We start from the raw sequence: 26,063 nt of genomic DNA, 5'->3' as shown, positions 1-26,063 counted from the left end.
TACTGTTCGCCGCGCTTTTCGCTTCCCTTCACTCACCACCACCGCTCTTGCGAGCCGCTGTGATCAGCGAAGCCCGCAACTGTAGCACAGGATTTCTGGCGCGCAAGCAACTATCGACACTTCATGCTCAAGAGAAACGCGTCGAGCCCCATGGCCAGCGCCACCCAGGGCACACAGCGCCGCGCGCAGTTACTGCATCGGGGTGTTGCCGCGCTTCGAGGTCAAGAGCAGCGCTGCCGTGCGCTGCGGGTCCGGACTCTCCAGCAATTGGGGTAGCGCTTCAGCCAATCGGCTGGCGTCTGCCCTCAGCACTCGCTGCTTGACCGAGGGAATCTGCGAGGGGTGCATCGAGAAATTGCGCAGGCCCATAGCGAGCAGCAGATCGGTGAAGGCGGGGTCGCCCGCCATCTCGCCGCAAACACTCACGGACTTGCCCGCCGCGCGCGCTTGGCCAATTGAGCTGGCGATCAATTGCAGCACGGCAGGATGCCAGGGGTCGTAAAGATGCGCGACCGCCTCATCCGCGCGGTCTATGGCCAGCGTGTACTGGATCAGGTCGTTCGTGCCTATGGAAATGAAGTCCACATGCGGCAGCAAAAGCGGCAGCATGACCGCGGCGGCCGGGATTTCAATCATCACTCCCAACTCGACCGGCGTAAAAGCCTGGCCCGCGTCGGTCAGTTGCTGCTGCACTCGCTTGAGCGTCTCGCTCACCTGGCGAATCTCGGACAGGTGGGCCACCATGGGGATCAGAAGACGCAGCTTGCCGTAGGCGCTGGCGCGGTAGATGGCTCGCAGTTGCTGCCGAAACATGCTCGGTTCCGCTAGGCTCCAGCGAATCGCCCGCAAGCCCATGGCCGGGTTGAGTACATGCTCATGACGCAACTCGCTGGCGCTCATGCGATCAAGGGGCTTGTCCGCACCGATGTCGACCGTGCGTATGGTCACGGGCATGCCCTTCATCGCCTCAACCGCCGCCCTGTAGGCCTCGAACTGCTCGTCCTCGCTGGGCAATTCGCCATTGCGGTTCATGAAGAGAAACTCGCTGCGAAACAGTCCGACCCCAGTCGCGCCAGCGTCAACGGCGGCCGCGGCATCGGCCGGCAATTCGATATTGGCCTGCAGTTCGACCCGCTCGCCATCCAGAGTCACGGCGGGCGTGTGCCGCAGCCGAGCCAGGCGCGCTCGCTCCAGCTCGCTCTGACGCTGGCGGAAGCGGTATTCCTCCAGCACGATGGGCGAGGGATTCACGATCACCGCCCCGAGGTCACCATCAATGATGACCCAGTCGTCCTGGCGGATCAGGCGTGACGCCTCGCGTGTGCCCACCACCGCAGGGATGTCCATGCTGCGCGCAACGATGGCCGTGTGCGAGGTCTTGCCGCCAATGTCCGTGATGAAACCGTGAAACACGCTGCGCTTGAACTGCATCATGTCGGCCGGCGCAATGTCCGCGGCGACCAGCAATAGCGGATCCTCGCCTGCGAAGTCACGTTGCACCACGCTGGACGCATCCACCGGCGCCTTGCCTTGCTCGCGGGCGAGAGCGCCCAGGATGCGCTCCACCACCTGCTCAAGGTCCGCCTTGCGCTCGCGCAGATACTCATCCTCCATCTCGTCGAACTGACGGGCCAGCACTTCGAGCTGGGCAGACAGGGCCCACTCGGCGTTGTAGTGCCTATCGACGATCCACTGCTTGGTGGCCCCGGTCAGGGCCTCGTCGTGCAGCAGCATCAGGTGCACATCCAGCAGTGCCGCGAGTTCATGCGGCGCATCCTCCGGCAGATCGTCCCGCAAGGCCGTGAGCTCATGGGCGACCTCGTCTCGAGCGCGGACGGCGCGCTGAATCTCGGCCTCTACCTGATCGGGCGCAATGAAGTAGTGGGCCACATCCACACGGCTGGAGGCCACAAGCACGGCGCGGCCGATGGCCACGCCGCGGGAAACCGGAATGCCGAAGACCTGGAAACTCATGATTGGCCGACTGTAGCAGCGCCCGGCTTCACGTATCGGTCACTCCATGGTCATGCCTGCGTCACCCTCCCGCCCGAGCATGCCCAGCAACCCAATCATGACGAGGTTGCCCATGCGGGACATTCCTTCGCCCACACTCCCGATTGCCGAACTGAGCCACGCGGCGACTCAGGCCAATCGCCAGACTGCCCCCCCCCGCGCCCGACTGCTTGTGCAATGGGCCCGCCACGAAGACGAGGTGCGCGAAGCCCAGCGCCTGCGCTATGAGGTCTTCGTCAACGAAATGGGGGCTCGGCTCAACCCGCCCCAGGGCGCGCCGGCAGCGCATGACATCGATGCCTTTGACCCCTTCTGCGAACACTTGCTGGTACGCGCCATCGAGCCGGGCGAGCGCAGCGGCCCCGTGATTGGCACCTACCGGGTACTGACACCCACAGCCGCGAGGCGGGCGGGCGGCTTGTACAGCGAGACCGAGTTTGATCTGACCCGGCTTCGCGGCCTGCGCGAGCAGATGGTCGAGCTGGGTCGTTCCTGCGTGCACCCGGCGCACCGCAGTGGCGGCGCCATCATGCTGCTCTGGGGCGCGCTGGCGGAGTTCATGCATCGCAATCGGCTGGACACCATGGTGGGCTGCGCCAGCATCAGCATGCGTGACGGCGGCCACTACGCGGCCAGCCTGTGGCAACAGCTGTCACAGACCCATATGGCTGGCATCGAGCATCAGGTCCGCCCGCGCCTCCCGCTGCCCGTCGACGAACTGCGGCAAGACCTTGCAGCCGAACCGCCGCCCCTGATCAAGGGCTATCTGCGCTGTGGCGCCAAGGTGCTCGGCGCCCCGGCCTGGGATCCAGACTTCAACACGGCCGACCTGCCCCTGCTGATGCGCATCGCCGATCTACCCGAGCGCTATCGCCGCCATTTCATCGACCCGAGCTGAGCGCTGAGGGCCGGCAGCGCCCTCACCCGCCTCACTGGCCCTCGCCGAACTTGTCGTTCACCAGGGCGGTAATGGCGTCCAGCGCCGCCTGCTCATCCGTGCCATCGGTTTCCAGTTCCACCTGGGAGCCCAGACCCGCCGCCAGCATCATCACCCCCATGATGCTCTTGGCATTGACGCGGCGGCCATTGCGGCTCATGAATACCTCACACTGAAAACTGCCGGCCAGCTTGGTCAGCTTGGCCGAAGCGCGGGCATGCAGCCCCAGTTTGTTGCTGATGGTGAGAGTGGTCTTGAGCATCGGCCGTTCAGGTTGTGGGGGAACAGGGAATGGTGGGGGAGGCGAGTTCGGGCGCGCCGCCGAGCACGATGCCGCGGGCGCCGCCGTCGCTGGCACGCTGCACCAGCTGGGCCACCGGTTCCGCGGCGTAACACAAGGACCGCCAGAGCATGGGCACATTGACCCCGGCAATCACGCGAACATGACCGGCATCGTCCAGCAAACGCTGGGCGGCATTGCAGGGCGTCGCACCGAACACATCGGTCAGCACCAGAAACTCAGCATGGCCGGCCGCCGCGAGCAGGGCCCGAGCTTCGCGTTCCACGGCCTCCACCGACATCTCCGGCGTCACATCCAGAACGGTCAGCTGCGGGGCGCAGTTGGGAAACGTATGCTCGGCCACCGCCTTCAGGGCGGAAGCCAGAGGAGCATGGGCGATCAGCAGCAAGCCGGACATGCCCCCATTATCCCCGGCAGACCCCACACTTCAGGGCAGCAACTTCAATCCCGTGAGAAAGGTCTCCCAGGCTTGCTCGTCAAGGCCGGCTCCCAGCTGCGTCAGCTGATAGACCCGCAGACCCCGCGCGAAGACCGCCACCCTCGCAGCCTGATCCCGTCCCTGCAGTCGCAGCTGAACAGCCTCCAGCTGGGGCGTCATGCCGGGCACGACCAGCGTCTGGGCCTCTGGCAGCGGGGCGCCCAGCTTCGCCGCCAAAGCCTCGCGCATGGCGCGCAAGGCCGCGCCGACCTGGGCGGGCTCGGCCACCTCGGCCCAAGACAGCGAGAAACTCTGTGCCGCCGCCTTGCAGACCACCAGGCCCCTGGGGCTGGGCGCCGGGCGCACATCGATATCGGGCTTGCAGGGGAACAGCACTTGCGCACCGCTGCCATCGGGGCGCAGCTCTCGCCAATCAAGCTGGGGTGAGCACGCCAACAAGGTCGCCAGCCCCACCAACAGGAAGACGCCGCGCCGAACGCCCCCCGGAAACCGGGGCGCGGGGCGGACTGCGAGCGGTTTGTTCATCATGCGCCCATTATGGGCAGCCCTGCCCGACGGGCGCCGCGGCAGGCCGCAGCGCTGCAGCACAATGCCCGCATGAACAAGCAAGCCGACCACGACACGCAAGCCCAAACTCCCGGAGCCCTCAGCGGGGTCCGGGTGCTGGATCTCTCGCGCGTGCTGGCCGGCCCCTGGTGCACCCAGACCCTGGCCGACCTGGGTGCCGACGTGATCAAGATCGAGCGCCCCGGCAGTGGCGACGACACCCGCGCCTGGGGGCCGCCCTATCTGAAGGACCGCGAGGGTCAGGACAGCTCCGAGGCCGCCTACTACCTGGGCGCCAATCGCAACAAGCGCTCCCTGGCGGTGGACATCGCCAGCCCCGCGGGCCAGGCCCTGATCCGCAAGCTGGCGGGCCAGGTGGACGTGCTGGTGGAGAACTTCAAGGTGGGCGATCTGGCCCGTTACGGCCTGGACGCCCAGAGCCTGCTGGCGGAGTACCCGGGCCTGGTGATCTGCTCCATCACCGGCTTCGGCCAGACCGGCCCCTACAAGGACCGCGCCGGTTACGACTACGCCGTGCAGGGCCTGGGCGGCTTGATGAGCGTCACCGGCGAGCGCGACGACCTGCCCGGCGGCGGCCCGCAGAAGGTGGGCGTGGCCGTGGCCGACCTATTCACCGGCCTGTACAGCACCGTGGCCATCCTGGCCGCCCTGCGCCACCGCGACGCCACGGGCCAGGGCCAGGTCATCGACATGGCCCTGCTGGACACCCAGGTCGCCATGCTCGCCAATCTGGGTGCCAACTACCTGTGCACGGGCGTTGCGCCGCGGCGCATGGGCAATGCCCATGCCAATATCGTGCCCTACCAAGCTTTTGAGGCCAGCGATGGCCACCTGATTCTGGCTGTGGGCAATGACAAGCAGTTCGCCAAGTTCGCCGAGATCGCCGGCCGCCCGGACTGGGCGACCGATGCGCGCTTTGCCCGCAATGCCGACCGGGTCCGTCATCGCGAACTGCTGGTGCCCGAGATCGCAGCCGCCCTCAAGACCCGTCCCCGACAAAGCTGGCTCGAAGCGCTTGAAGCCGCCAAGGTGCCCTGTGGCGCCATCAACAACTTGGCCGAGGTGTTTGCCGACCCGCAAGTCCAGGCCCGTGACTTGCAGGTGGCGATGGAGCACCCGCTCAGCGATTCGCTGCGCCTGGTCGCCAATCCCATCAAGCTCTCGGCCACGCCGGTCAGCTACCGCCGCGCGCCCCCCTTGCTGGGCCAGCACAGCGAAGAACTGCTCAGGGAAGCCGGTCTGAGTGCAGACGAGATCGCGCAACTCAAGGCGCAAGGGGTCGTGCAATGAGTGACTTCGTCCTGGTGCACGGCGCCTGGCATGGCGCCTGGTGCTGGAAGCGGGTTCTGCCGGGCCTGTGGGCTGCGGGTCACAGGGCTTTCACCGTCAGCCTGACAGGCGTGGGCGAGCGCGCCCATCTGGCGGGCCCGGGCGTTGGCCTGTCCACCCATATCGAGGATGTGGTCGCTGTGATCGAGGCGGAAGAGCTGCAGCACTGCATCCTGGTGGGCCACAGCTATGCCGGCATGGTCATCACCGGCGCGGCCCAGCGACTGGCCGCGCGCATCGGCCAACTCGTCTATGTGGATGCCAGCGTTCCCCTGCCCGGCGAGGCCTGGAGCAGCGCCCACGCGCCCGAGACCCAGGCGCAGCGCCGCGCCACCATCGCCGCCCTGGGGCATCTGCCGCCCTCGCCACCCGATGTCTTCGGGCTGCAGGCCGAGGATGCTGAATGGGTCAGCCGGCACCTGACACCCCAGCCTGGGGGCTGCTATGACGAGCCCCTGCATTTCGATGCGAACCGCATCGCGGCCCTGCCGCGCAGCTTCATCGATTGCACCGATCCGGCCCTGCCCACCATAGACCGGGCACGGCGCCGTGTCCGTGAGCAGCCGGGCTGGCAGGTGCTGGAGATTCCCACGGGCCACGATGCGATGATCAGCGCCCCCCAGGCCCTTGTGCGCCACCTGCTGGCCGTGGCTGACGCGCCTCGCGGCGTGAGATAGTGCCGGACGGGGCGTCGCGCACCACCCCGCCACGGGGGTTTCCCCCGGGACGGGGGATGGACGGGTCAGAGGCCCGCCCAGACCATGGCGACCGCTCCCACCGCCCCACCCCATTCAGACAGCCATCGCCAACAGCGCAGCCAGCCTCGCCCATGGAAAGCCCCAAACCCGCCCCCACAGCCGCGCCCATCACGGGCGCAGCCAATGATGTGGCGCAGGAGCTGACCGCGGCGCAATGGGCTCAGATCATGCAGCAGCTGGGCGCCGAAATTGCAGGCCCCTTGTCCGCGGCCCTGGAACGCATCCACAACCTGACCGTCACCGGTCAGATCGATCGCCAGAGCCTGCGAACCTTGCGCGAATCCGTGGGACATGCCCGCGAGGCCGGCATGCTGGGTCAGCAACTGGCCCGCCTGGCTTCGGGCAGGCTGCGCCTGGCCCGCGAGCGCCTGCACCTGGCCCAGCTGCTGCGCGGCGTGCTGGCCCAGCGCAGCCGGGACACCCAGGCCCGCGGCATTCAGATACGCCAGATGCTCAAGCCCATCGAGGTCATGGCCGACGGTGCGCTGATGCATTCCCTGCTCAATGCCCTGATGGACTGGGCGCTGAACAGCACCCATTCCTCCATCGACCTGCGCCTGGATCTGACGCCCTGGCCTCACAAGGCGAGGCTGGTGTGCCGCTTCGCCCACCGCTCCCAGGACCTGACGCAGGCCGCCCTGAACACCGCCGAGCCCCCCGCCACGCTCAACTCCCTGGCTTGGCGGCTGGTTGAACAGACCGCACTCACCATGGGTGTGCTGCCGCTGCGCGAAGACCAGGCCGGCATCACCGTGCTCACCCTGGAGTTCCCCCAGACCATGGGTGAGGACGACGCGCCCGCGCCGCCAGCGCCGCCCGTGATCGAACCCGCTGCAGCCGCCAAGCCGCTGACGGGCAGCCATTTGCTCATCGTCTCGCCACGCCAGGAACTGCGCAGCCAGCTGCAGTCCGCCGTGCAGCATATGGGCCTGCTGACAGACGCGGTCGACTCCGTCGCGCAGGCCGCGGACTTCTGCGCCGAAGGCCTGCCTCACGTCATTCTTTTTGAAAGCGCCCTGCGCAGCCCCGAACTGGAGCGCCTGCGTCAGGACCTGAGCCTGGATGCGCCGGGGCTTTGCTTCATCGAAGTCCTGGACGGCGAGCAACTGACGCAACTCTCCACCGCCACGCCTGAGGGCATTGCGCGCATCTCGCGGAGCCACGTCGACGACGCCCTGCCGTCGGTGTTGCGATTCGAGCTGTCCAAGCCGCAGTAGACACGCTGCGCTGCGGGCGCTGCCCCCCTGATCTACACTGCCAGCCATGAAAGCAAGCCGACTTCTCGGGCCCCTGCTGGCCGTGGCGCTGCTGGCCGGCGCAGGCCTGCTGACCTACCAAAGCCTGGGTCAGCGGGACAAAGCCCCCGCCATCAGCTATGTGCTGCTGGATGGCAGCAAATTCGACTCCGCCCAGTGGCAGGGCAAGGTCATGCTGGTGAACTTCTGGGCCACCAGTTGCACCACCTGTGTAGCCGAAATGCCCGAGATCGTCGCCACCCACGAGAAGTTCAAGGCCCGCGGCTTCGACACCTTGGCCGTGGCCATGAGCTACGACCCGCCGGCCTATGTGGCCAACTTCGCCGCCAGCCGCAAGCTGCCCTTCGGCGTGGCCATCGACAACACCGGGGCAATCGCCCAGAAGTTCGGCGATATCCAGCTGACCCCCACCACCCTACTGATCAACAAGCGCGGCGAGATCGTCAAGCGCTATGTGGGTACGCCGGACTTCGCCGCGCTGCACGGTCTGGTCGAAAAGCTGCTGGCAGAAGCCGGCTGAGCATCGGAGCCTCGCATGCCGGCCTCTTGCATTCTGCGGCAGGCACTTCATCTCGGGGACTTGGTGGCCAGGGCCACCCTGACTCTGGCACTGATGCTTGGCGGATATTCGTCAGCATGCGCGCAATCAGCGCCCCCTGCGCAGCAGGCCGCCGAAATCGTGTTGGCGGGGGAGGACGACTGGCCCCCTTACAGCGCGGCATCGACTGCCGAGCCTCAGGCCGCGCCTGTGGGCTTCGCCGTCGACTTGGTGCGCGCCGTCTTTGCCTCTCAGGGCCTGACTGTCAAGATCATCTCCGTGCCCTTCGCTCGCTGCATGCTGTATGCCAAGACCGGACAGGTGGCGGGCTGCTTCAACGCCACGATCACCGACGACAACCGGAGCGACTATGTCTGGCATCAGCCGGCGATGTTCGAAGAGGAGTTGTCCATCTACGGACGCGTGGAGGACGCCGCGTCGGAGATGCGCTTGTCCGATCTGCGCGGCAAGCGCGTGGCCTATACGAACGGCTACACCTACCCCAGCGAGTTCATGCATGACGGCCGTATCCAGAAGTTCAGCGCGGTCTCGGACACGGCACTCATCCGCATGCTGTTGAGCCGGCGTGTCGACTACATCTTGCTCAATCGAACGCCGGGCTCCATGCGAATCGACAAAACGCCCGAATTCCGTGGCCGGGTCAGGCGCACAGGCATCGTCTCTATGGACGGCTTCTGGCTGGCCTTCTCTAAGCAGCATCCGCAGGGCGAGCGCCTGGCCCTGCAGTTCGGTCAAGGCCTGAACCAGATGCGCAGGGATGGCAGCTATCAGCGCATGCTCGACGAATTCAGGAGCCGCGTCGGCTACCGCTGATTCGCCAAATCGGCTTCAAGGCACTTCGCGAGCACCGACGTTCAGCACCTCGTGAGCCTGCTGGTCGGCGTGGTAGCTGCTGCGCACCATGGCGCCCACGGCTGCATGGGTGAAGCCCATCTTGTAGGCCTCTTCCTCGAACATCTTGAAGGTGTCCGGGTGCACATAGCGGCGCACCGGCAGGTGGTGGCCGGAAGGAGCGAGGTACTGGCCGATGGTCAGCATGTCGATGTTGTGGGCACGCATATCGCGCATGACCTGGAGGATTTCCTCGTCGGTCTCGCCCAGGCCCACCATGATGCCGCTCTTGGTGGGCACGCCCGGCACTTCTTCCTTGAAGCGCTTGAGCAGGTTCAGGCTGAACTGGTAGTCCGAGCCCGGGCGCGCTTCCTTGTACAGGCGCGGCGCGGTCTCGAGGTTGTGGTTCATCACGTCCGGCGGCGCGGCCTTGAGGATGTCCAGCGCACGGTCCATGCGGCCGCGGAAGTCGGGCACCAGCACCTCGATCTGGGTCTGGGGGCTGAGCTCGCGCACCTTGCGGATGCACTCGGCAAAGTGGCCGGCGCCGCCGTCGCGCAGATCGTCGCGGTCCACGCTGGTGATGACCACGTACTTGAGCTTGAGCGCGGCAATGGTCTTGGCCAGGTTCTCGGGCTCGTTCACGTCCAGCGGATCGGGGCGGCCATGGCCCACATCGCAGAAGGGGCAGCGGCGGGTGCACTTGTCACCCATGATCATGAAGGTGGCCGTGCCCTTGCCGAAGCACTCGCCGATGTTCGGGCAGGAGGCTTCCTCGCAGACCGTGTGCAGCTTGTGCTCGCGCAGGATCTGCTTGATCTCGTAGAAGCGGGTGCTGGGCGAGCCGGCCTTGACGCGGATCCAGTCCGGCTTCTTCAGGGTCTCGGCCGGCACGATCTTGATGGGGATGCGCGCGGTCTTGGCCTGGGCCTTCTGCTTGGCTGACGCATCGTAGTCAGCGGCGCTCTGCGCCTGGTGGATCACGTTCTCGGTTGCCATGGCGGCTGCTCGCTTCTTGTGGATGCGGAAGAATCAGCGGCTCAGCTGGGCCGCAAGCCGCTCGCCGAATCGCCGGGCCACCTCGGGCCAGTCCGTGGAAACCCCGATTCTAGCGAGGTCCACCGTCTCCAGCCCGGCATAGCCACAGGGGTTGATGCCGCGAAAGGGCGCCAGGTCCATGGCCACGTTCAGCGCCGCGCCGTGATAAGTGCAGTGACGGCTGACCTTGATGCCCAGCGCCGCGATCTTGCCCAGGCCCTTGAAGGGGTCGCTGGGATCGGCCGGGCCGCTCAGCGCGCCATGGGCGCCGGGATCGTCCAGGCGCACATAGATGCCCGGCGCGCCCGCCACACGGTGCCCGGTGACGCCGAACTGCTCCAGGGTCTGGATCACTGCGGCTTCCAGGCGGAACACATATTCCTTGACGAAGATTCCCAGGCGCTTGAGGTCCACCAGGGGATAGGCCACCACCTGACCGGGGCCGTGGTAGGTCACCTGGCCGCCGCGGTTGGTCTGCACCACTGGGATGCCCTGGGGGTTCAGCACATGGCCGGCCTGACCGGCCAGGCCCTGGGTGTAGGTGGGGGGATGCTCGCAGAGCCAGAGCTCGTCCTCGGTGTCCGGGCCGCGCGCCTCGGTGAAGGCGCGCATGGCGGCCTCGGTGGGCGCGTACTCAACCCGCCCCAGGGTTTTCACAATCATGGGCAAGATGTTAGCCGCAGCCCGTAAGGCCTGCCCCTGTCAGGGCGACTGAGCCTGCAGGATGATCAAGCGCAGTTCACTCACACGAGACCGCCCATGCGAACCCTGAACACGCTGCAACCCGGCAAGACCCTGCTGGCCCTGCTGCTGGGCCTGGCCTTGAGCGCGGGCGCCGCGGCCAGCACGCCGCTGGAGCAGGCCCTGGAGGCCTACGCGGCCGGCCGGTTGGAGCAGGCCGCGCGCGGCTTTACCCAGCTCTCGCGCCAGGGCCTGCCCCTGGCCGACTACAACCTGGCCATGATGCATATCCGCGGCGAGTTGCCCAAGCCCGATCTGGCCGAGGCGCGCCGCCTGCTGGAGCGGGCCGCCGCCCACAAGCTGGTGCGCGCCCAGCTGGCTCTGGGCCAGTGGCATGAGCAGGGCCTTGCCGGCAAACCGGACCTGCGTCGCGCCGTCCATTGGTGGGGCCTGGCCGCCGCCCAGGGCAGCGTGGACGGTCAGGTGCAGCTGGCCACGGCCTACTACCTGGGTCGCGGCCTGCCGCAAGACATGGGCCAGGCCGCGCACTGGTACCGCGAGGCGGCCAAGAACGGCGATGTGGGCGCGCAGTACCTGATCGCCTCCATGTACGAGAGCGGCCTGGGCGTGGACCGGGATCTGCGCCTGGCGCGCTACTGGTACGACATCGCCGCCCGCAATGGCGACGAGGCCGCGCCCGCCAAGCTCAAGGAGCTGGACGCCCGGCTGCAGGGCGCCTGAGTCCGGCGCCGCCGGCCCGCCTCAGGCGCCGGGCACCCAGACCATGGCCAGACTCACCCAGACGCCCACGCTGAAGTAGGGCGTGAGCCAGAGGGCATCGGCCTTCCAGGCCGCCCAGCTGCCGCTGGGCACGCGGCGGCGCCAGGCGTCGCGCGCGCCCTGGTCCAGCGGCATATAGGCCTGGCCGCGGGCGCGGCCCTGCTGGTAGCGGCGCCAGTACATGGGCGCATCCACCATCAGCACATAGCTCACAAAGGCCAGGGCGCCCACGATGCCGAAGCCGGCCAGGGCAGGCACCCAGCCATCGCTATTGACCGCGATCAGGCCCAGCAGCGCAGCCATCAGCGTGAAGCCCGCGGCCCAGAGCAGGGACTCCACGGCCTGGGTGATGTGGTTGAGCGTGAGCACGCTGTGCCAGCAAAAGCCCTGGGCCAGGGTCATGAAGACCGGAATGGCCCAGGCCGCGCGCTGCACGCCGGGCAGGTCCGCATGGCCGGCCAGCTGATGCACCAGCAGGCCCAGCTGCAGGGCAAAGCAGATCTCGGCCACGGTGGCCGCGGCACGGCCCAGAAAGATGCTGGAGAGATGGCTGTCCACCACCACCAGACGCTCCAGGTCCACCCGCGGCAGCACCGAGCGGTAGGCGCAGACCAGCACATAGACGCCCGACAAGGCTAGATGCGCCTCGCCATAGGGGCTGCCCACCGGCCCCAGATGCAGCATGGCGAACCACAGGCCCACATTCAGCAGGGCCAGGGCGCAGAGCAAGCGCCACCACAGCAACACCCGCGCGTCCGCCGCGGCGGGGCCTAGCGAAAAAATATGGCGAAATGATGACATTGCGCCATGAGCGTAACCGTGCCACGCGCCGCGCGGCAAGCATGGCCCGAATGGATCATGGCCACCCCGGAGCCCGCAGCGACAATCGGGGCCCGCCGGGCGCTCAGGCCCGGGGCTCCCTGATTCTTCTTGGCTACACCGCGTGTCCCACACCCTTGAACAACTGCGCGCCGGCGCCCTGGCCGGCAGCGCGCGCATCAGCCTGAACGGCGCCGGGCTCACGGCCCTGCCGCCCGAGCTCTTCGAGCCGGCCATTGCCCAGACCCTGGAAGTCCTGGATGTCTCGGGCAATGCCCTGGAGACCCTGCCCGAGGCCCTGGCAACGCTGCCGCGACTGCGCATCGTCTTCGCCTCGGCCAACCGCTTCACCGTCCTGCCCGAGGTGCTGGGCCGCTGCGCGCAGCTGGAGATGGTGGGCTTCAAGAGCAACCGCATCGAGCAGGTGAGCGCCGCCGCCCTGCCGCCGCGACTGCGCTGGCTCATCCTTACCGACAACGCGCTCGAGCAACTGCCAGAGGCCCTGGGCGAGCGACCCCGCCTGCAGAAGCTGGCCCTGGCCGGCAACCGTCTGCGCGCCCTGCCGCAGAGCCTGGCCCAGGCCCGGCAGCTGGAGCTGCTGCGCATCTCCGCCAACCGGCTGGAGGCCCTGCCCGAGGGCCTGCTGCGGCTGCCGCGCCTGGCCTGGCTGGCCTGTGGCGGCAACCCCTTCAGCGAGGCGCGCGAGCAGGCCGCCCTGGCCCACACGCCCGTGCCCCATCGGCCCTGGACGGCTCTGCGCCTGCACGAGCGCCTGGGCGAGGGCGCCTCGGGGGTGATCCACCGTGTGGAGTGCGAGGACCAGGCCCTGGCACTCAAGCTCTTCAAGGGCGAGGTCACCAGCGATGGCTGGCCACACAGCGAGATGGCGGCCTGGCTGGCCGCCGGCAGCCACCCGGGCCTGATCCCGGTGACGGGCCGGCTGCAGGCGCACCCCGAGGGCCGCGCCGGCCTCTTCATGCCCCTGATCCCGCCCAGCTTCCGCGCCCTGGCCGGCCCGCCCAGCCTGGACTCCTGCACCCGCGACATCTATCCCGAGGCCCTGCGCCTGAGCCCGGCCGCCCTGCAGCGCCTGGCCGGCACGGTAGCGGCGGCCCTGGCCCAGCTGCACGAGCGCGGCATCAGCCACGGCGATCTCTATGCCCACAATCTGCTGCACGGCCCCGGCGGCCAGGCCTATCTGGGCGATTTCGGTGCGGCCAGCCTGTTCGAGCCGGGCACGGCCCAGGCCCTGGCCCTGCAGCGCCTGGAGGTGCGGGCCTTTGGCTATCTGCTGGAGGAGTTGCTGGCGCGCTGCGAGGGCGAGCCACCGGCCGCCTGGATGGCGCTGATGCAGGCCTGCCTCGTGGAAACGCCCGCGGATCGGCCGCTGTTTGCGGCGATCGCGCGGGCGCTGTGCTGAACGCGGGTCGGCTCCGCCGGCCTCAGTTCTGCTTGGCTGGGCAGGTGTTCATTCCCAGCAGGGGGTAGGCGGGGCAAAAACGCAAGACGCCCGTCAGCAGCGGCACCACGCCCAGGTAAGCCCATGGGCCCAGGGTGCCGGTAGCTGCCGCCGCGATCAGGGCGACACCCACGACGATGCGCAGGATGCGGTCGATACCGCCGACATTGCTCTTCATGATTCAAGCCCTCGCTGTTGAGTAGTTCAGGAAACTGCGGAATTCACACTCCGCGCCGACACTGTGGCAGCGGCAGCGACGCCGGTCTGTGACCGGGGTCACTTAAGCCTGTCCCGATGCCAGCCTCCGCAAGGCCGCGGGGTCCAGGATCTCGATACGCTCGCGCCCCAAACTCAACCAAGCCTCCCGCTCGAAGCGCTTGAGCAGGCGGGTGACGATTTCGCGGACCGTGCCCAACTCATCAGCAAGCTGCTGGTGCGTGGTCTGGAGCACGGCGCCATGCCCCAGCAAGGCCCCGGCCAAGCGCTGATCAAGGCGCTGGAAGGCCACGGCCTCGGCCAGGGCCATGAGCTCGGCAATACGCTCGGCGAAGATGCCGAACACGTAGCGGCGAAAACCTTCATCGGCGGTCCACAAGGCGAAGCCTTGAGGATCCAGCACGATCAACTCGCAGGCTTCCGTGCTCACCCCGTGGGCCGCCAACACCGCATGACCGAAGAGACAAGAGGTCGACGCCACGCAGAGCTCGCCATGCTGCACCCGGTAGAGCTCCAGCGAACGCCCGTTGGGCGCGCCGCGGGCCACACGCACCTCGCCCCGGAGCACCATGGGGAACCCTTGGCAGGGCTGCCCCTCCCCGAACAGCAAGCTTCCAGCTGGCACCTGCAGTGCGAGCGCGTGCCGGGTCAGTACCGTATTGCGCAGTGCAGCGGGCAGGTTGGCTACGGCCGGATACCGCGCCATCAGCTCGTCAATCTGTGCGGCGTTTGGCGCGCTGGGATTCATGCGGCCTCATGAATTGGCATGTCGGCCGAGCCGCAGCGCCGTGAGAGCTCAGCGCTGGCCGCGCTGCTGGCGGGCCTCGTCCTCATGCATGTGCTTCAGAAAGAAGTGCAGATAGAAGCCGCCCATGCCCAAGGTGATGGCGATCACCGCCACGCTCATCAGGCCGACGTCGGTGCCGAACAGGACTTGCAACGCTTGCATCGAAACACTCCATCGATTGCGATGCCTCTATTCAACGCCTGTGTCGCACTGGCCAGTTTGTGCTGGCACAAACCCGGTGCAGGCACGCAGTCCCCAGACGTCCATGGATCTAGCGCATTGCGCTCAGCACGGCTCGCTCAGAGCACAACCTTGACCATGGGATGGGTGGTCAGGGTGCGGTAGAGCTCATCGAGCTGCTCGCGGCTGGTGGCCGTGATGGTGAGGGTCAGACCCAGGTAGTTGCCACCCTTGCTGGGCCGCTGCTCGATGGTGGCGGCGTCAAACTCGGGGTCGAACTGCAGCGCCACACGGGTGATGGCCTCGATAAAACCCTCCACATGCGCGCCCATCACCTTGATGGGAAAGCGCGAGGGGTACTCGATCAGCGACTCTTCAGGGGGTATGTCACGCATGGTGTTTCGGTCTTTCAGATCGATTGCAGGGGCTTGGCCCGCTGGTAGGCCTCGTACAGGCGCGCATAGACCGGCCCCGGCTTGCCACGCAGGGCGCCATGGCCCACGGGCTCATGGTCCAGCGTGGTGACGGGCAGGATCTCCTTGGTGGCCGAGCTGATCAGGATTTCGTCCGCCGTGAAGACCTCGCTCTCGGCGATGGGGCGCAGATTGAAGGCGATACCGCAGTCCTCGCAGAGCTCGCGCAGCAACTCCACGCGGATGCCCTCCAGCACCTGCTCGCTCTTGGGCACGCCCAGCAGGGCGCCTTCCTTGACGATCCACACATTGGAGGCCGAGGCCTCGGTCAGATGGCCGTCGCGGAACAAAAGGGTTTCGAGCGCACCGGCATCGGCCGAGATCTGGCGGGCCAGCACATTGCCCAGCAAGGAGGTGCTCTTGATATCGCCACGCTCCCAGCGGAAGTCACGCGCGCTGACGCAGGCCACACCGTGATGGCGCTGCTCGGCCGTGGGCAGGCGCGCCGGCTGGGCATAGGCAAAGGCCGTGGGCTCGCAGTCCTCGGGCATCACATGGTTGCGGGGCGCGGGACCGCGCGTGATCTGCAGATACACCCACTGGTCCTCGACCCCCAAGTCTGCAATCAGCCGGCGGCACACGGCCAGCCACTGATCACGGCTCAGGGGGTTGGAGATGCGGAGCTTGGACAGGCTGCGATCCAGCCGGTCCATATGCTGGGCAAAGCGGAACAGGCGCCGCGCATAGACCGGGATCATCTCGTAGACACCGTCGCCGAAGATGAAGCCGCGATCCATGACCGAGACTTTGGCCTCGGCCAGGGGGGCATACTCGCCGTTCAGATAGCACTGAAGCTCGGGCAGCTCGGTCATGCGCACCTCCTGGACAGAGTGCTCAGCATAGGCTCAAAGCCTTACTTGATCCACAGGCGGATGGAGTCCCAGGCGCGGCCGAAGATGCCGGCCAGGGGCACGTCCTGCTGAACCACCAGGGGCACCTCGGCCACGGCCACGCCGCCGGTCGTGGTGACCTTGAGCGTGCCCACGCGCTGACCCTTGGTGAGCGGGGCCACCAGGGGGTCGGTACGCTCGACCTTGGTCTGCAGCTTGCCACCTTCGCCGCGCGGCACGGCCACGAAGACCGGGCCCAGGGCGCCCAGCTTGGCCTCGGGCGCAGCGCCCTTCCAGACCGGCACGGTGGAAACGGCCTGATCCTTGTCGAACAGGCGCACCGCGTCAAAGGCCGCATAGCCCCAGTTCAGCAGTTTCTGGCTCTCGGCGGCGCGGGCCTCCTTGGAGGCCGTGCCCATCACCACGCTCAGCAGGCGACGCTTGCCATTGGGGAAGTCGCGCTGGGCGCTGGACACCAGGCAATAACCGGCGGCATCGGTGTAGCCGGTCTTCATGCCATCGACGCTGGGATCCCGGCCCAGCAGCAGATTGCGGTTGTGCTGCTTGATCTTGTTGAAGGTGAAGTCGCGCTGCGAGTAGTAGGTGTAGTACTCGGGGAAGTCCTGGATGATGCGCGAGGCGATCACGGCCATATCGCGGGCCGAGCTCTTGTGGCCGGGCTCGGTGATGCCGGTCACATTCTTGAACTGGGTGTTCTTCAGGCCCCAGGCCTGAGCCTGGCGGTTCATCATGGCGACGAACTGCTCCACCGTGCCGCCCACGCCCTCGGCCAGGGCCACCGAGGCGTCGTTGCCACTCTGGATGATCATGCCCTTGAGCAGCTCATCCACCTTGGGCGTCATCGTGGTGTCGATGAACATCAAGGAGGGATCGCCCTTGCGCTCGTCCCAGGCACGCTTGGACACGGTCAGGGGCTGGTCCAGCGTGAGGCGCTTCTCCTTGAGTGCATTGAAGACGATGTAGGCCGTCATCAGCTTGGTCAGCGAGGCCGGATCCTGGGCCACATCGGCCTCGCGCTCGGCCAGCACCTTGTTGGCGGTGACATCAAGCAGCAGGTAGTTGCGCGCCGCGATCTCGGGCGGCTGCGGAGCCTGGGCCAGGGTGTTGAAGGCCGCGGCAGCGGCCAGCGCAAAGGCAAACAAACGCTTCATCGGAACAGAGGCAGCAAGGGGAAACGAGCGAGAAGACGGCACATGAACCGGCTCAATGCCAGCCACGCACCACGATGTCACGCAGCAGCGGCAGCTGCCCGTGAAAGAAATGGCCCACATCGGGCACCACGGTCACCGGCAGCGCCTGCGGGCGCGCCCAGTCCAGAACGGCGGCGAGCGGCACCACATCGTCCACCTCGCCATGCACCACCAGGGTGTCGGCGGGCACGGGCGCCATGTCGAAGCGGCTGGCGGCAGGCCCCACCAGGGCCAGGCGCTCGGGGCGCTGGTCCTCCGGCAGGGCCTGGTGGGCCCGCGAGGCCACATAGCCGCCGAAGGAAAAACCGGCCAGGGCCAGGGGCAGGCCCGCCTCGCGGTGCGCGGCGATCACGGCCAGGGCATCGTCCACCTCGCCACGACCCTCATCCCAGCCGCCCTGCGAGCGGCCGATGCCGCGGAAGTTGAAGCGCACCGTGCGGTAGCCCAGCTGCAGAAAGGCGCGCGCCAGGGTCTGCACCACCTTGTTGTCCATGGTCCCACCCTGGGTGGGATTCGGGTGGCAGATCACGGCCACGCCACGCAGCGCGCGCTCGGCGGCGGGCTGGTCGATGGCGCATTCGATGGCGCCGACCGGCCCCTCGATCAGACGCTTCTCGGTCTGGGAATTCATGGGCCCGGACCTCAGCGCCCGACGTTGTCGGGCAGCACCAAGCGCTCGACGACCTGACCGTTTTTCAGATGGCTCTCGACAATCTCGTCGATATCGCTCTGGTCCACATAGGTGTACCAGACCGCATCGGGATAGACCACGGCCACCGGCCCGCCAGCGCAGCGGTCGAGGCAGCCGGCCTTGTTGACCCGCACGCCGTCCTTGCCGGCCAGGCCCAGCTGCTTGACGCGCGACTTGCAGTGCTCGAAGCCCGCTTGCGCATCGTGCTGGGCGCAGGAGGCCTCGCCGTTCTCGCGCTGGTTGAGGCAGAAGAAGATGTGGCGCTGGAAATAGCTCATGGCCCGATTGTAGGCAGGCCGGGTTTTCCCCGGCTCGGCACGGGCCGGCTCAGGACTCCCGCCGCACCAGCAGGCGCAGCAGCCAGGCCAGCACGCCAAAGGGCCAGAGCCAGCCCACCCATTGCGCCAGGCCATAGAAGCTGATGAAGCGCCCCTGCTCCCAGCCCTGCAGGCTCTGGGCCAGATAGGGATCACCCGGCGCCTCGCTCACCAGCCCGATCAGGGCGCACACCGCCACCAGACCCCAGGCCGCGCAAGCGCGGCGCGAGCAGGCGCAGAGCATGCACGCCAGGCCCAGACCCAGGGCCAGGCCCGGCCAGCTGCTGGGCGTGAGCCAGGCCCAGGCATGTTGAGGGCCAAAGTTCAGCGCGGTGGACAGGGCCGTGCCCAGCACGCCCAGACCCGCTGCACCAAAGACCAGGAGCAGGCGCTGCCAGCCCGGCCGCGCCACCGAGAGCGCCAGCACGCAGGGCGCCAGCAGGCCCAGGGCGATGGTCAGGCCCTCCAGACCAGGCGGCAGCGGCGGGCTGTCGGCCAGGCTCGCGGCCTGATCCCACTGCAGGTCCCAGGGCGTGTCCTCCAACGCGCTGGCCGCCAGCTCGCGCAGGCGCGGCAGCACCTGGCCCAGGCCCAGGGGCACGGGCGCGGGGAAGAGCAGACCCATGGGCCAGAGCGCCAGCAGGGCCAGGGCCCCGGCGCTGTGCGGCACGAACCAGTGCTCGCGCCGCGCCTGCCAGCGCGTGAGCCCGCCGATCAGGTGCAGCAGCAAGCCCAGCAGCACGCCGGCGGCGGCGCCGGCGGTATTGAGCCACCAGTCCACCAGGGAGGGAACGCGGCGCGGCAGGAAGTATTGCAAGGTCTCCATGCCGAAAGACAACAGAGGCGCCAGTCCCAGGCCCAGGCCCAGGGCCAGCAGCAGGGACCCACCGCTGCGCACCACCGCCGCATAGACCAGCAGGCCCAGGGGCAGATAGCCGGCCAGATTGGCCTCCACATCAAAGCCGCCCCAGTACTTGGGCCAGGGCAGACCGATCAGATCGCCGGCCTTCAGGCCGGGCGGCCAGGCCCAGGGCCCGAAGGGATAGAGGCTGGCATAAATCACCAGCACGGCATAGGCCAGGGCCAGCAGGCTTGCCGAGCTGGGGCGCCGCGGCAGGCGGGGGGGCAGCCAGGCCATGCTCAGAAGGGCTTGACCACCACCAGGATCACGATGGCGGCGAAGCCCAGCACTGACACCTCGTTGAAGACGCGGAACCAGCGATGGCTGCGCTTGTTGGCCAGCTGCTCAAAGCGGCGCAGCAGGGCGCGGCAGTAGTGGTGATAGCCGATGGCCAGCAGCACCAGCGCGAGCTTGGCATGCATCCAGCCATTGCCCGGGCCGTGGCCGATGCCGTAGTACAGCCACAAAACCAGGCCCAGCAGCAGGGCCGGAATCATCAGTAAGCTCGTGAAGCGGTAGAGCTTGAGCCCCATCAGCAGCAGACGCTCGCGCTCGGCATGGCTGTCCGTCGGCACCATGGCCAGGTTCACGAAGATGCGGGGCAGATAGAACAGGCCGGCAAACCAGGCGGCCACGAAGACGATGTGGAAAGCTTTGATCCAGAGCATCGGGCCATCATAAGCGGCGGCCGAGCACGGCCCGTGGTGGCACGAGCGCGCGCGCTGGGCGAAAAAAAACCCCGGCCATCAGCCGGGGTTAGAAAGCCTTTTCGCTGTCATCACGTTAAGGCTCCTGCTCAGGGAGGAAAAGCAGGGAACGACCACCTTGCGGCTATCATTCGGTGACAAGTTTATCAGAGGACGTCCGGCCGCGTCTCTACGGGATGTTGCGTAGAGTGAGCACATTGGCACACTCCGCCCTGCGTCCCACCTTTGCTCACGGAGTCCCGCCCTTGTCCGCCTTTCGCCGCGCCGCAGCCGCCATCCCCGCCGCCTACCCTGCCAGCCGTCCGCGCCGCCTGCGCCGCGATGCCTTCACCCGCGCCCTGGTGCGCGAGCATGTGCTGCAAGCCAGTGACCTGATCCTGCCGGTCTTTGTGCATGAGGGCGAGAACCGTGTCGAGGCCGTGCCCTCCATGCCCGGGGTCTCGCGCCTGAGCCTGGACAAGCTGCTGGAACTGGGCCACGAGTGCGTGGCCCTGGGCATTCCGGTGATGGCCCTGTTCCCCGTGATCGACCCCGCGCTGAAGACGCCCGACGGCCGCGAAGCCACCAACCCTGACGGCCTGGTGCCGCGCGTGGTGCGTGCACTCAAGGCCGAACTGCCCCAGCTGGGCCTGCTCACCGATGTGGCGCTGGACCCCTACACCAGCCATGGCCAGGATGGCGTGGTCGATGAGACGGGCTACATCATCAATGACACGACGGTGGACATCCTGGCGCGCCAAGCCTGCATGCAGGCGCAGGCCGGGGTGGACATCGTGGCGCCCAGCGACATGATGGATGGCCGCGTGGGCGCCATCCGCCAGGCGCTCGAGGGCGCAGGCCATGTGCACACCCGCATCATGGCCTACAGCGCCAAGTACGCCAGCGCCTTCTACGGCCCCTTCCGCGACGCGGTGGGCTCCAAGGCCAATCTGGGCAAGGCCGACAAGAAGACCTACCAGATGGACCCCGGCAACAGCAACGAGGCCCTGCGCGAAGTGGCGCTGGACCTGGCCGAAGGCGCGGACATGGTGATGGTCAAGCCCGGCATGCCGTATCTGGACATCGTGCGCCGCGTCAAGGAGGAATTCCGCGTGCCCACCTTCGCCTACCAGGTGAGCGGCGAGTACGCCATGGTCAAGGCGGCCGCCGCCAATGGCTGGCTGGACCATGATGCGGTGATGATGGAATCGCTGCTGGCCTTCAAGCGCGCGGGCGCCGACGGGGTGCTGAGCTATTTCGCGCTGGAAGCGGCACGCCTGCTCAAGCGGGGCTGATGCGCGGCTGATGCGTCTCTTCCACGTCCAGAACGATCGCTTTCTCGAGCTCGAGGCCCTGCCGGCCGAGTTGCCTGCCCAGGGCTTTGTGTGGATCAGCTGCACGCAGACCGAGTTCGGCCAGCGCGTGGCCGCGGTGCAGGAAAAGCTGCAGGCCTGGGCCGGCGGCCAGCTGGTGGATCTGCACATCTCCGACCTGCTGAACCCGCAGCTGCCCTCGCATTTCGACTACACCTCCTGGTACGACCTGCTGGTCTTTCGCCGCCTGGGCTCGGCGCTGCTGGAGGCGGCGCCGGACGAGAGCGCCGCGCCACGCCCGCCGCAGCGCGCGCTCGCGACGGTGGCCACCAGCCCGGTGGGCTTTGTGATCTTCGACCGGGTGCTCCTGAGCGTGCACCCCGGTGACTGCCAGGTGCGCGACTTCTTCGCCGAGCGTCTGGGCCGCCTGGCCCAGGGCGCGGCCGACTACCGCGGCAATGCCCGGCTGCCGCAGAGCCCGGCGGACCTGATGCTGCGCATGGTCAACCATATGGTGGACAGCTATCTGGAGCTGCGCCGCCTGCTCAGCCGCGAGCTGGGCGCGCTGCAGCAGCAGCTGCTGGACCCGCGCAGCCGCTTTGCCGACTGGCCCCAGCTGCTGGAGGCCCGCAATCTGCTGACCCTGCTGGAGGATGTCTGCGAAGACCAGCGCAGCGCCGTGCAGGAGTGGCTGGACGCGCTGGAGGAATGGCCGCCGGCCGAATCGGCACCGCAGCAGCGCGAGCGCGAGCTGCTGCGGGTGCGCTCACGCGATGTGCTGGAGCATGTGGAGCGCGTGCTCTCGCATGTGCGGCGCCTGGAGTCCTCGGCCGAGTCGGCGGTGCAAATGCACTTCTCGGCCCTGGGTCACCGCACCAACAACATCATGCGCACGCTGACGGTGCTGACCGCCATCTTCCTGCCGCTGAACCTGATCACCGGCATCTTCGGCATGAACTTCGATGCCCTGCCCCTGATCCACAGCGCCACCGGCTTCTGGGTGGCCTTCGGCCTGATGCTGGCCGTGGGCCTGGGCCTGGCGGCCTTCTTCTGGCGCAAACGCTATCTGAGCAGCCGGCAGTGAGCCGCGCGGGCCTTCAACGGGCGTAGGGGTCGGCGAAGCCCAGAGCCTGCAGGATCTCGCTCTCGCGCGCCTCCATGCACTCGGCCTCGTCGTCTTCCTCGTGGTCATAGCCCTGGGCATGCAGGGTGCCGTGCACCAGCATATGGGCGTAGTGATCCACCAGGGCGATGCCCATCTCGCGCGCCTCGCGCTCCACCACCTCGGCACAGATCACCAGATCGGCACCCACCACGGGCTCGTGGCTGTAGTCGAAGGTAAGCACATTGGTGGCGTAGTCCTTGCCGCGAAACTCGTGGTTGAGCAGGCGCCCTTCCTCGGCATCGACGATGCGCACCGCGATCTCGCCCGGCAGCTCCAAGGCCGCGCGTATCCAGCGCGCCACCTTGTGGCGCGGCAGCTGGGCCTTGTGGCGCGGGTCGGCAAACTGCAGGGACAGGCTCAGTTCGGGGCGGCTCATGCGGCACCCTCCTGGCGGCCGGCATCGCGCTTCTTCTGCCGGCGCTCATAGGCCTCGACGATGCGCGCCACCAGGGGGTGGCGCACCACATCGGCACTGGTGAAGCGGGTCATGGCAATGCCCTTGACCCGGGCCAGCACCTGCTCGGCATCGACCAGCCCGCTGGGCACGCCCTTGGGCAGGTCGATCTGGCTGGTGTCGCCCGTCACCACGCATTTGCTGCCAAAGCCGATGCGGGTGAGGAACATCTTCATCTGCTCGGGCGTGGTGTTCTGCGCCTCGTCCAGGATCACGAAGGCGTGGTTCAGCGTGCGGCCGCGCATGAAGGCCAGGGGTGCGATCTCCAGCTGGCCCTTCTCGAAGGCCTTGTTCACGCGGTCGAAGCCCATCAGGTCATAGAGCGCGTCGTAGAGCGGGCGCAGATAGGGGTCCACCTTCTGCGTCAGGTCGCCGGGCAGAAAGCCCAGGCGCTCGCCGGCCTCCACCGCGGGACGGGTCAGGATGATTCGCTGCACCGAGGAGCGCTCCAGCGCATCCACCGCGCAGGCCACGGCCAGAAAGGTCTTGCCGGTGCCGGCGGGGCCGATGCCGAAGCTGATGTCGCTGGCCAGGATTTGGCGCAGGTACTGGTGCTGGTTGGGCGTGCGGCCCGCCAGGTCGGCGCGACGGGTGCGCAGCACGACATCCTCGCCCGCCGCCGGCGCACCGGCCACCGCCCGCTCGCGTGCCGGGGCTGCACCCAGGTCGGCCAGGGCCTCGGCAATGGCCAGCTGCAGGGTCTCGGCCGGAATGGCGCGACGCGCACGCTCGTACAGCGCCTGCAGCAGGGTCTGCGCCCGCTGAGCTGCGGCCTTGGGGCCCTCGATGCGGAACTGCTCCTGCCTTCTTGTAATGCGCAGCCCCAGTGCGGCCTCGATCTGGCGCAGATGCTCGTCCAGCGTGCCACAGAGGTGGGACAGGCGGGTGTTGTCTATGGGGGTGAATTGCGGTCTGAGTATCAAGGCGGAATCTCGCGCGGGCTGCGGCATCGGGCTCCGATTGTCGCCCCTTGGAGGGCTACGCTGCCGTCACAGGCTTACTGCACAATCGCCCCCCATGCAAAGCACAAGCCTCTCCCTGCTGCTGGGCCTCATGCTGCTGCCCATGGCCGTGCTGCTGGGTCTGCTGGCCGCCCGCCATGCGCGCGAGCGCCACTGGTCCTGGCTGGCGGCATCCATGGGGCTGTGGTCCCTCGCCAGCGCAGCAGCCGCCTGGCCTCCGGGCCAGGCCCTGCATCTCTCCCTTGCTCTGATGGCCTGGGCGGTGGCCTGCCTGATCATCTATCTGTTGCGCAGCATGGGGAGCAAGCCGAGCTGGCTGCTGGCGGCCTTGGTCGCACAAGGACTAGCCCTGCCGACCAGTCTGCTGCTGCTGCCCGAGCATGCACCCTGGCTGAGCCGCGGCTGGTCCGTGCTCTTGATACTGGAAACGGCGGCAGCCCTGCTGCTGCGCCTGCGCAATCCCGGCCTGCTGCTCGGCGAGGGCCCCGCCCCGGCACTGCTGGTTGGGGCCGTGGTGGCCCTGGCGGCCGAGCTGGGCCCCTGGCCAGTGCTGCCCTATGTGCTGCCCGTGTTGGGCTTGGCCCTGGGCATGCAGCTGGTCTTGAGCTTTGCCCAGGCTCGCGACGAGGCCGAGCGGCGCCAGCTGGAGCTGGAGCAGCATGTGCAATCCAAGGTCAGCGAGATCGAGCGCAATTACAGCGAGCTGGCCGAACAGAAGCTGGAGCAGGTGACCGAGCGCGAGCGCAAACGCATCGCCGCGGATCTGCACGACGATCTGGGCGCGAAGCTCTTGACCATCGTGCACACCAGCGAATCCGACCGCATCTCCACCCTGGCGCGCGAGGCCCTGGAGGAGATGCGCCTGTCGGTGCGCGGCCTGACCGGCAAGCCGGTGCACTTGCTGGACGCCCTGGGCGACTGGCGGGCCGAGGTGGTTTCGCGCCTGGGCCAGGCCAATATCCTGGCCGAGTGGAAGGCCCCGGCCGAGGATGTGGTCCACACCCTGCCCGCACGCGCCTATGTGCAGACCACGCGCATCCTGCGCGAATCGGTCAGCAACATCATCAAGCACAGCGGCGCCACCCACTGCATCGTCAGCTGCGCGGTCAAAGACGGCGACTTCCAGGTCGTGATCCAGGACAACGGGCAGGGCATCTCCACCGAGCTGGATGGCCGCCTGGATCGCGGCCACGGCATGGCCAGCATGAAGTCCCGCGCCAAGCAGATGCATGGCCAGTGCCTGGTGGAATCGGGGCCAGGCTGGGGAACCGTGATCCGTCTCACGATCCCCCTGTGAATGAGTCGATGGCGGGCTGCAGACATTGGCAAGCCTGCCGATAAGCGCTAAGTTGCCACCTCCGGGCCTCGCGACCCACGCGGGCAAAGAAAGAAACCTCAGACATGAACCACATCCTCCTGCTCGAAGACATCCCCGAGATCCGCGCGTGGCTCAAGGCCTTGGTGAAACAGATCTTCGCCAACGCCCAGATCACCGAGTGCTCGCGGGTGCAGGATGCGCTCAAGCAGGTGCAGACCCAGCGCTTCACCCTGGCTTTGTTGGATCTGGGCCTGCCGGACGGCTCGGGGGTGGAGGTGGTGACGGCGCTGCGGGAACATCAACCCGAGGTGCAGTCCGTCATCGTGACCATCCACGACGATGACGAGCACCTGTTCCCCGCGCTCCAGGCCGGCGCCTTCGGCTATCTGCTCAAGGAACAGTCGCGCGAGCTGCTGGTGGAGCAGCTGCAACGCATCAGCCAGGGCGAGCCGCCGCTGTCCCCCTCGATTGCACGCAAGGTGATTTCCTACTTCGCGGCCCAGAGCCGCCCCCAGGCCAATGCCCTGCTGCACGAGGTCTCGCTCACCGACCGCGAGACCGAGGTTCTGCTGCGCGTGGCCAAGGGCTTCACACTGCCCGAGATCGGCGTGCAGCTGGGCCTGTCGCGCCACACCATTGCCGACTATGTGAAGCAGATCTACCGCAAGCTCAATGTGAGCTCGCGCGCCGAGGCCGCGCTGGAAGCACAGCGCCTGGGCCTCTTCGGCAGGAACTGAGCCGGGCCCGCCCGGCGCGGTGGCGCGTTCAACACGCGCCACCGCAAAAACACTG

The 26,063-nt window shown here is 67.6% G+C and carries 30 protein-coding genes and 1 pseudogene; 12 read left to right on the top strand and 19 right to left on the bottom strand.

Going from position 1 to position 26,063, the window contains the following annotated elements; all coding sequences use genetic code 11:
* Window positions 1–189 precede the first annotated feature (189 nt).
* Complete coding sequence (gene ptsP, locus DFR39_RS04755) at window positions 190–1,974, bottom strand: phosphoenolpyruvate--protein phosphotransferase (protein WP_133602360.1); 1,785 nt, start codon at window positions 1,972–1,974, stop codon at window positions 190–192.
* A 112-nt stretch (window positions 1,975–2,086) separates the two neighbouring features.
* Between ptsP and DFR39_RS04750 the strand changes: the two genes are divergently transcribed.
* A complete protein-coding gene (locus DFR39_RS04750) occupies window positions 2,087–2,911 on the top strand; it encodes a GNAT family N-acetyltransferase (RefSeq protein ID WP_133602359.1) in 825 nt (274 codons plus the stop codon).
* 31 nt (window positions 2,912–2,942) lie between these two features.
* Here the strand turns inward: DFR39_RS04750 and DFR39_RS04745 are convergent, their stop codons facing one another.
* From DFR39_RS04745 to DFR39_RS04735, 3 genes are read right to left on the bottom strand one after another with little or no spacing between them, the layout of a single operon-like run.
* Entirely contained in the window at window positions 2,943–3,212 is a 270-nt protein-coding gene (locus tag DFR39_RS04745) for an HPr family phosphocarrier protein (protein ID WP_133602358.1), read from the bottom strand.
* A gap of 7 nt (window positions 3,213–3,219) precedes the next feature.
* Complete coding sequence (locus DFR39_RS04740) at window positions 3,220–3,648, bottom strand: PTS sugar transporter subunit IIA (protein ID WP_133602357.1); 429 nt, start codon at window positions 3,646–3,648, stop codon at window positions 3,220–3,222.
* A gap of 30 nt (window positions 3,649–3,678) precedes the next feature.
* Complete coding sequence (locus tag DFR39_RS04735; RefSeq protein WP_133602356.1) at window positions 3,679–4,065, bottom strand: hypothetical protein; 387 nt, start codon at window positions 4,063–4,065, stop codon at window positions 3,679–3,681.
* A 222-nt stretch (window positions 4,066–4,287) separates the two neighbouring features.
* Here DFR39_RS04735 and DFR39_RS04730 point away from each other — a divergent pair, with 222 nt between their 5' ends.
* The 5 genes from DFR39_RS04730 (at window position 4,288) to DFR39_RS04710 (ending at window position 8,972) form a co-directional block, all read left to right on the top strand.
* Window positions 4,288–5,547 carry a CaiB/BaiF CoA transferase family protein gene (locus DFR39_RS04730; RefSeq protein ID WP_133602355.1) on the top strand — a complete coding sequence of 420 codons (1,260 nt, stop codon included), beginning with the start codon at window positions 4,288–4,290 and terminating at the stop codon, window positions 5,545–5,547.
* Window positions 5,544–6,263 carry an alpha/beta fold hydrolase gene (locus tag DFR39_RS04725; RefSeq protein ID WP_133602354.1) on the top strand — a complete coding sequence of 240 codons (720 nt, stop codon included), beginning with the start codon at window positions 5,544–5,546 and terminating at the stop codon, window positions 6,261–6,263. The genes DFR39_RS04730 and DFR39_RS04725 overlap by 4 nt, the downstream gene beginning before the upstream one ends.
* A gap of 152 nt (window positions 6,264–6,415) precedes the next feature.
* Window positions 6,416–7,561, top strand: coding sequence for a sensor histidine kinase family protein (locus tag DFR39_RS04720; protein ID WP_133602353.1), 1,146 nt, complete (start codon window positions 6,416–6,418; stop codon window positions 7,559–7,561).
* A 46-nt stretch (window positions 7,562–7,607) separates the two neighbouring features.
* The gene (locus DFR39_RS04715; RefSeq protein WP_133602352.1) at window positions 7,608–8,120 is read left to right on the top strand and encodes a TlpA family protein disulfide reductase; all 513 of its coding nucleotides are present in this window, start codon (window positions 7,608–7,610) and stop codon (window positions 8,118–8,120) included.
* A gap of 15 nt (window positions 8,121–8,135) precedes the next feature.
* Window positions 8,136–8,972, top strand: coding sequence for a substrate-binding periplasmic protein (locus DFR39_RS04710; protein ID WP_133602351.1), 837 nt, complete (start codon window positions 8,136–8,138; stop codon window positions 8,970–8,972).
* Window positions 8,973–8,987: 15 nt separating this feature from the next.
* Here DFR39_RS04710 and lipA read toward each other — a convergent pair whose 3' ends face one another.
* On the bottom strand, window positions 8,988–9,989 hold the full coding sequence (lipA, locus tag DFR39_RS04705) for a lipoyl synthase (RefSeq protein ID WP_133602350.1): 1,002 nt from the start codon (window positions 9,987–9,989) through the stop codon (window positions 8,988–8,990).
* Between the two features lie 33 nt (window positions 9,990–10,022).
* Entirely contained in the window at window positions 10,023–10,691 is a 669-nt protein-coding gene (gene lipB / locus DFR39_RS04700) for a lipoyl(octanoyl) transferase LipB (protein WP_133602349.1), read from the bottom strand.
* Between the two features lie 96 nt (window positions 10,692–10,787).
* Between lipB and DFR39_RS04695 the strand changes: the two genes are divergently transcribed.
* Window positions 10,788–11,450: a tetratricopeptide repeat protein gene (locus DFR39_RS04695; RefSeq protein WP_133602348.1), complete on the top strand. Its 663-nt coding sequence runs from the start codon at window positions 10,788–10,790 to the stop codon at window positions 11,448–11,450.
* 21 nt (window positions 11,451–11,471) lie between these two features.
* On the opposite strand, the gene DFR39_RS04690 is transcribed toward DFR39_RS04695, so the two are convergent.
* Entirely contained in the window at window positions 11,472–12,290 is an 819-nt protein-coding gene (locus tag DFR39_RS04690; protein WP_133602347.1) for a hypothetical protein, read from the bottom strand.
* Window positions 12,291–12,432: 142 nt separating this feature from the next.
* Between DFR39_RS04690 and DFR39_RS04685 the strand changes: the two genes are divergently transcribed.
* Complete coding sequence (locus DFR39_RS04685; protein ID WP_133602346.1) at window positions 12,433–13,728, top strand: leucine-rich repeat-containing protein kinase family protein; 1,296 nt, start codon at window positions 12,433–12,435, stop codon at window positions 13,726–13,728.
* A gap of 22 nt (window positions 13,729–13,750) precedes the next feature.
* Here DFR39_RS04685 and DFR39_RS04680 read toward each other — a convergent pair whose 3' ends face one another.
* The 10 genes from DFR39_RS04680 to DFR39_RS04635 form a co-directional block, all read right to left on the bottom strand.
* The gene (locus DFR39_RS04680; RefSeq protein ID WP_133602345.1) at window positions 13,751–13,945 is read right to left on the bottom strand and encodes a YgaP family membrane protein; all 195 of its coding nucleotides are present in this window, start codon (window positions 13,943–13,945) and stop codon (window positions 13,751–13,753) included.
* A gap of 102 nt (window positions 13,946–14,047) precedes the next feature.
* Window positions 14,048–14,731, bottom strand: a complete 684-nt coding sequence (locus DFR39_RS04675; RefSeq protein WP_133602344.1) for a Crp/Fnr family transcriptional regulator — start codon at window positions 14,729–14,731, stop codon at window positions 14,048–14,050.
* 48 nt (window positions 14,732–14,779) lie between these two features.
* Window positions 14,780–14,932 carry a DUF3149 domain-containing protein gene (locus DFR39_RS04670; RefSeq protein ID WP_133602343.1) on the bottom strand — a complete coding sequence of 51 codons (153 nt, stop codon included), beginning with the start codon at window positions 14,930–14,932 and terminating at the stop codon, window positions 14,780–14,782.
* Window positions 14,933–15,069: 137 nt separating this feature from the next.
* Window positions 15,070–15,345, bottom strand: coding sequence for a DUF493 family protein (locus tag DFR39_RS04665; protein ID WP_133602342.1), 276 nt, complete (start codon window positions 15,343–15,345; stop codon window positions 15,070–15,072).
* Between the two features lie 14 nt (window positions 15,346–15,359).
* Window positions 15,360–16,235: a D-amino acid aminotransferase gene (locus DFR39_RS04660; RefSeq protein WP_133602341.1), complete on the bottom strand. Its 876-nt coding sequence runs from the start codon at window positions 16,233–16,235 to the stop codon at window positions 15,360–15,362.
* 41 nt (window positions 16,236–16,276) lie between these two features.
* On the bottom strand, window positions 16,277–17,425 hold the full coding sequence (locus tag DFR39_RS04655; protein ID WP_133602340.1) for a D-alanyl-D-alanine carboxypeptidase family protein: 1,149 nt from the start codon (window positions 17,423–17,425) through the stop codon (window positions 16,277–16,279).
* Between the two features lie 52 nt (window positions 17,426–17,477).
* On the bottom strand, window positions 17,478–18,095 hold the full coding sequence (locus DFR39_RS04650; RefSeq protein WP_133602339.1) for an alpha/beta hydrolase: 618 nt from the start codon (window positions 18,093–18,095) through the stop codon (window positions 17,478–17,480).
* An 11-nt stretch (window positions 18,096–18,106) separates the two neighbouring features.
* Window positions 18,107–18,433: a (2Fe-2S) ferredoxin domain-containing protein gene (locus DFR39_RS04645; RefSeq protein WP_133602338.1), complete on the bottom strand. Its 327-nt coding sequence runs from the start codon at window positions 18,431–18,433 to the stop codon at window positions 18,107–18,109.
* Window positions 18,434–18,482: 49 nt separating this feature from the next.
* On the bottom strand, window positions 18,483–19,610 hold the full coding sequence (locus DFR39_RS04640) for a VanZ family protein (protein WP_133602337.1): 1,128 nt from the start codon (window positions 19,608–19,610) through the stop codon (window positions 18,483–18,485).
* 2 nt (window positions 19,611–19,612) lie between these two features.
* Complete coding sequence (locus DFR39_RS04635; RefSeq protein WP_133602336.1) at window positions 19,613–20,041, bottom strand: CopD family protein; 429 nt, start codon at window positions 20,039–20,041, stop codon at window positions 19,613–19,615.
* A gap of 284 nt (window positions 20,042–20,325) precedes the next feature.
* Between DFR39_RS04635 and hemB the strand changes: the two genes are divergently transcribed.
* Together hemB and DFR39_RS04625 are read left to right on the top strand one after the other, a co-directional pair.
* Window positions 20,326–21,354: a porphobilinogen synthase gene (hemB, locus tag DFR39_RS04630; protein ID WP_246030671.1), complete on the top strand. Its 1,029-nt coding sequence runs from the start codon at window positions 20,326–20,328 to the stop codon at window positions 21,352–21,354.
* A 10-nt stretch (window positions 21,355–21,364) separates the two neighbouring features.
* The gene (locus DFR39_RS04625; RefSeq protein ID WP_133602334.1) at window positions 21,365–22,456 is read left to right on the top strand and encodes a magnesium transporter CorA family protein; all 1,092 of its coding nucleotides are present in this window, start codon (window positions 21,365–21,367) and stop codon (window positions 22,454–22,456) included.
* A gap of 13 nt (window positions 22,457–22,469) precedes the next feature.
* Here DFR39_RS04625 and ybeY read toward each other — a convergent pair whose 3' ends face one another.
* Together ybeY and DFR39_RS04615 are read right to left on the bottom strand one after the other, a co-directional pair.
* The gene (gene ybeY, locus DFR39_RS04620) at window positions 22,470–22,913 is read right to left on the bottom strand and encodes an rRNA maturation RNase YbeY (RefSeq protein WP_133602333.1); all 444 of its coding nucleotides are present in this window, start codon (window positions 22,911–22,913) and stop codon (window positions 22,470–22,472) included.
* Window positions 22,910–23,914, bottom strand: coding sequence for a PhoH family protein (locus tag DFR39_RS04615; protein ID WP_211343808.1), 1,005 nt, complete (start codon window positions 23,912–23,914; stop codon window positions 22,910–22,912). Before DFR39_RS04615 ends, ybeY begins: the two co-directional genes overlap by 4 nt.
* Window positions 23,915–24,629: 715 nt before the next feature.
* Here DFR39_RS04615 and DFR39_RS20450 point away from each other — a divergent pair.
* Window positions 24,630–25,250 (top strand): annotated as a pseudogene (locus DFR39_RS20450) (sensor histidine kinase); the annotation flags it as partial.
* A gap of 104 nt (window positions 25,251–25,354) precedes the next feature.
* Window positions 25,355–26,008, top strand: coding sequence for a response regulator (locus DFR39_RS04605; RefSeq protein WP_133602330.1), 654 nt, complete (start codon window positions 25,355–25,357; stop codon window positions 26,006–26,008).
* Window positions 26,009–26,063 lie beyond the last annotated feature (55 nt).

Source organism: Roseateles asaccharophilus (assembly GCF_004362405.1).
Taxonomy (GTDB): Bacteria; Pseudomonadota; Gammaproteobacteria; order Burkholderiales; family Burkholderiaceae_C; genus Kinneretia; species Kinneretia asaccharophila.
Note: the sequence above shows the minus strand (reverse complement) of the source record. Positions and strands in the feature narration are given on the sequence as shown.

Bases quoted from the DNA above. Each gene is read 5' to 3' on its own strand.
- ptsP (WP_133602360.1), bottom strand. From the start codon at position 1,974: ATGAGTTTCCAGGTCTTCGGCATTCCGGTTTCCCGCGGCGTGGCCATC.
- DFR39_RS04750 (WP_133602359.1), top strand. From the start codon at position 2,087: ATGCGGGACATTCCTTCGCCCACACTCCCGATTGCCGAACTGAGCCAC.
- DFR39_RS04745 (WP_133602358.1), bottom strand. From the start codon at position 3,212: ATGCTCAAGACCACTCTCACCATCAGCAACAAACTGGGGCTGCATGCC.
- DFR39_RS04740 (WP_133602357.1), bottom strand. From the start codon at position 3,648: ATGTCCGGCTTGCTGCTGATCGCCCATGCTCCTCTGGCTTCCGCCCTG.
- DFR39_RS04730 (WP_133602355.1), top strand. From the start codon at position 4,288: ATGAACAAGCAAGCCGACCACGACACGCAAGCCCAAACTCCCGGAGCC.
- DFR39_RS04725 (WP_133602354.1), top strand. From the start codon at position 5,544: ATGAGTGACTTCGTCCTGGTGCACGGCGCCTGGCATGGCGCCTGGTGC.
- DFR39_RS04720 (WP_133602353.1), top strand. From the start codon at position 6,416: ATGGAAAGCCCCAAACCCGCCCCCACAGCCGCGCCCATCACGGGCGCA.
- DFR39_RS04715 (WP_133602352.1), top strand. From the start codon at position 7,608: ATGAAAGCAAGCCGACTTCTCGGGCCCCTGCTGGCCGTGGCGCTGCTG.
- DFR39_RS04710 (WP_133602351.1), top strand. From the start codon at position 8,136: ATGCCGGCCTCTTGCATTCTGCGGCAGGCACTTCATCTCGGGGACTTG.
- lipA (WP_133602350.1), bottom strand. From the start codon at position 9,989: ATGGCAACCGAGAACGTGATCCACCAGGCGCAGAGCGCCGCTGACTAC.
- lipB (WP_133602349.1), bottom strand. From the start codon at position 10,691: ATGATTGTGAAAACCCTGGGGCGGGTTGAGTACGCGCCCACCGAGGCC.
- DFR39_RS04695 (WP_133602348.1), top strand. From the start codon at position 10,788: ATGCGAACCCTGAACACGCTGCAACCCGGCAAGACCCTGCTGGCCCTG.
- DFR39_RS04690 (WP_133602347.1), bottom strand. From the start codon at position 12,290: ATGTCATCATTTCGCCATATTTTTTCGCTAGGCCCCGCCGCGGCGGAC.
- DFR39_RS04680 (WP_133602345.1), bottom strand. From the start codon at position 13,945: ATGAAGAGCAATGTCGGCGGTATCGACCGCATCCTGCGCATCGTCGTG.
- DFR39_RS04675 (WP_133602344.1), bottom strand. From the start codon at position 14,731: ATGAATCCCAGCGCGCCAAACGCCGCACAGATTGACGAGCTGATGGCG.
- DFR39_RS04670 (WP_133602343.1), bottom strand. From the start codon at position 14,932: ATGCAAGCGTTGCAAGTCCTGTTCGGCACCGACGTCGGCCTGATGAGC.
- DFR39_RS04665 (WP_133602342.1), bottom strand. From the start codon at position 15,345: ATGCGTGACATACCCCCTGAAGAGTCGCTGATCGAGTACCCCTCGCGC.
- DFR39_RS04660 (WP_133602341.1), bottom strand. From the start codon at position 16,235: ATGACCGAGCTGCCCGAGCTTCAGTGCTATCTGAACGGCGAGTATGCC.
- DFR39_RS04655 (WP_133602340.1), bottom strand. From the start codon at position 17,425: ATGAAGCGTTTGTTTGCCTTTGCGCTGGCCGCTGCCGCGGCCTTCAAC.
- DFR39_RS04650 (WP_133602339.1), bottom strand. From the start codon at position 18,095: ATGAATTCCCAGACCGAGAAGCGTCTGATCGAGGGGCCGGTCGGCGCC.
- DFR39_RS04645 (WP_133602338.1), bottom strand. From the start codon at position 18,433: ATGAGCTATTTCCAGCGCCACATCTTCTTCTGCCTCAACCAGCGCGAG.
- DFR39_RS04640 (WP_133602337.1), bottom strand. From the start codon at position 19,610: ATGGCCTGGCTGCCCCCCCGCCTGCCGCGGCGCCCCAGCTCGGCAAGC.
- DFR39_RS04635 (WP_133602336.1), bottom strand. From the start codon at position 20,041: ATGCTCTGGATCAAAGCTTTCCACATCGTCTTCGTGGCCGCCTGGTTT.
- DFR39_RS04625 (WP_133602334.1), top strand. From the start codon at position 21,365: ATGCGTCTCTTCCACGTCCAGAACGATCGCTTTCTCGAGCTCGAGGCC.
- ybeY (WP_133602333.1), bottom strand. From the start codon at position 22,913: ATGAGCCGCCCCGAACTGAGCCTGTCCCTGCAGTTTGCCGACCCGCGC.
- DFR39_RS04605 (WP_133602330.1), top strand. From the start codon at position 25,355: ATGAACCACATCCTCCTGCTCGAAGACATCCCCGAGATCCGCGCGTGG.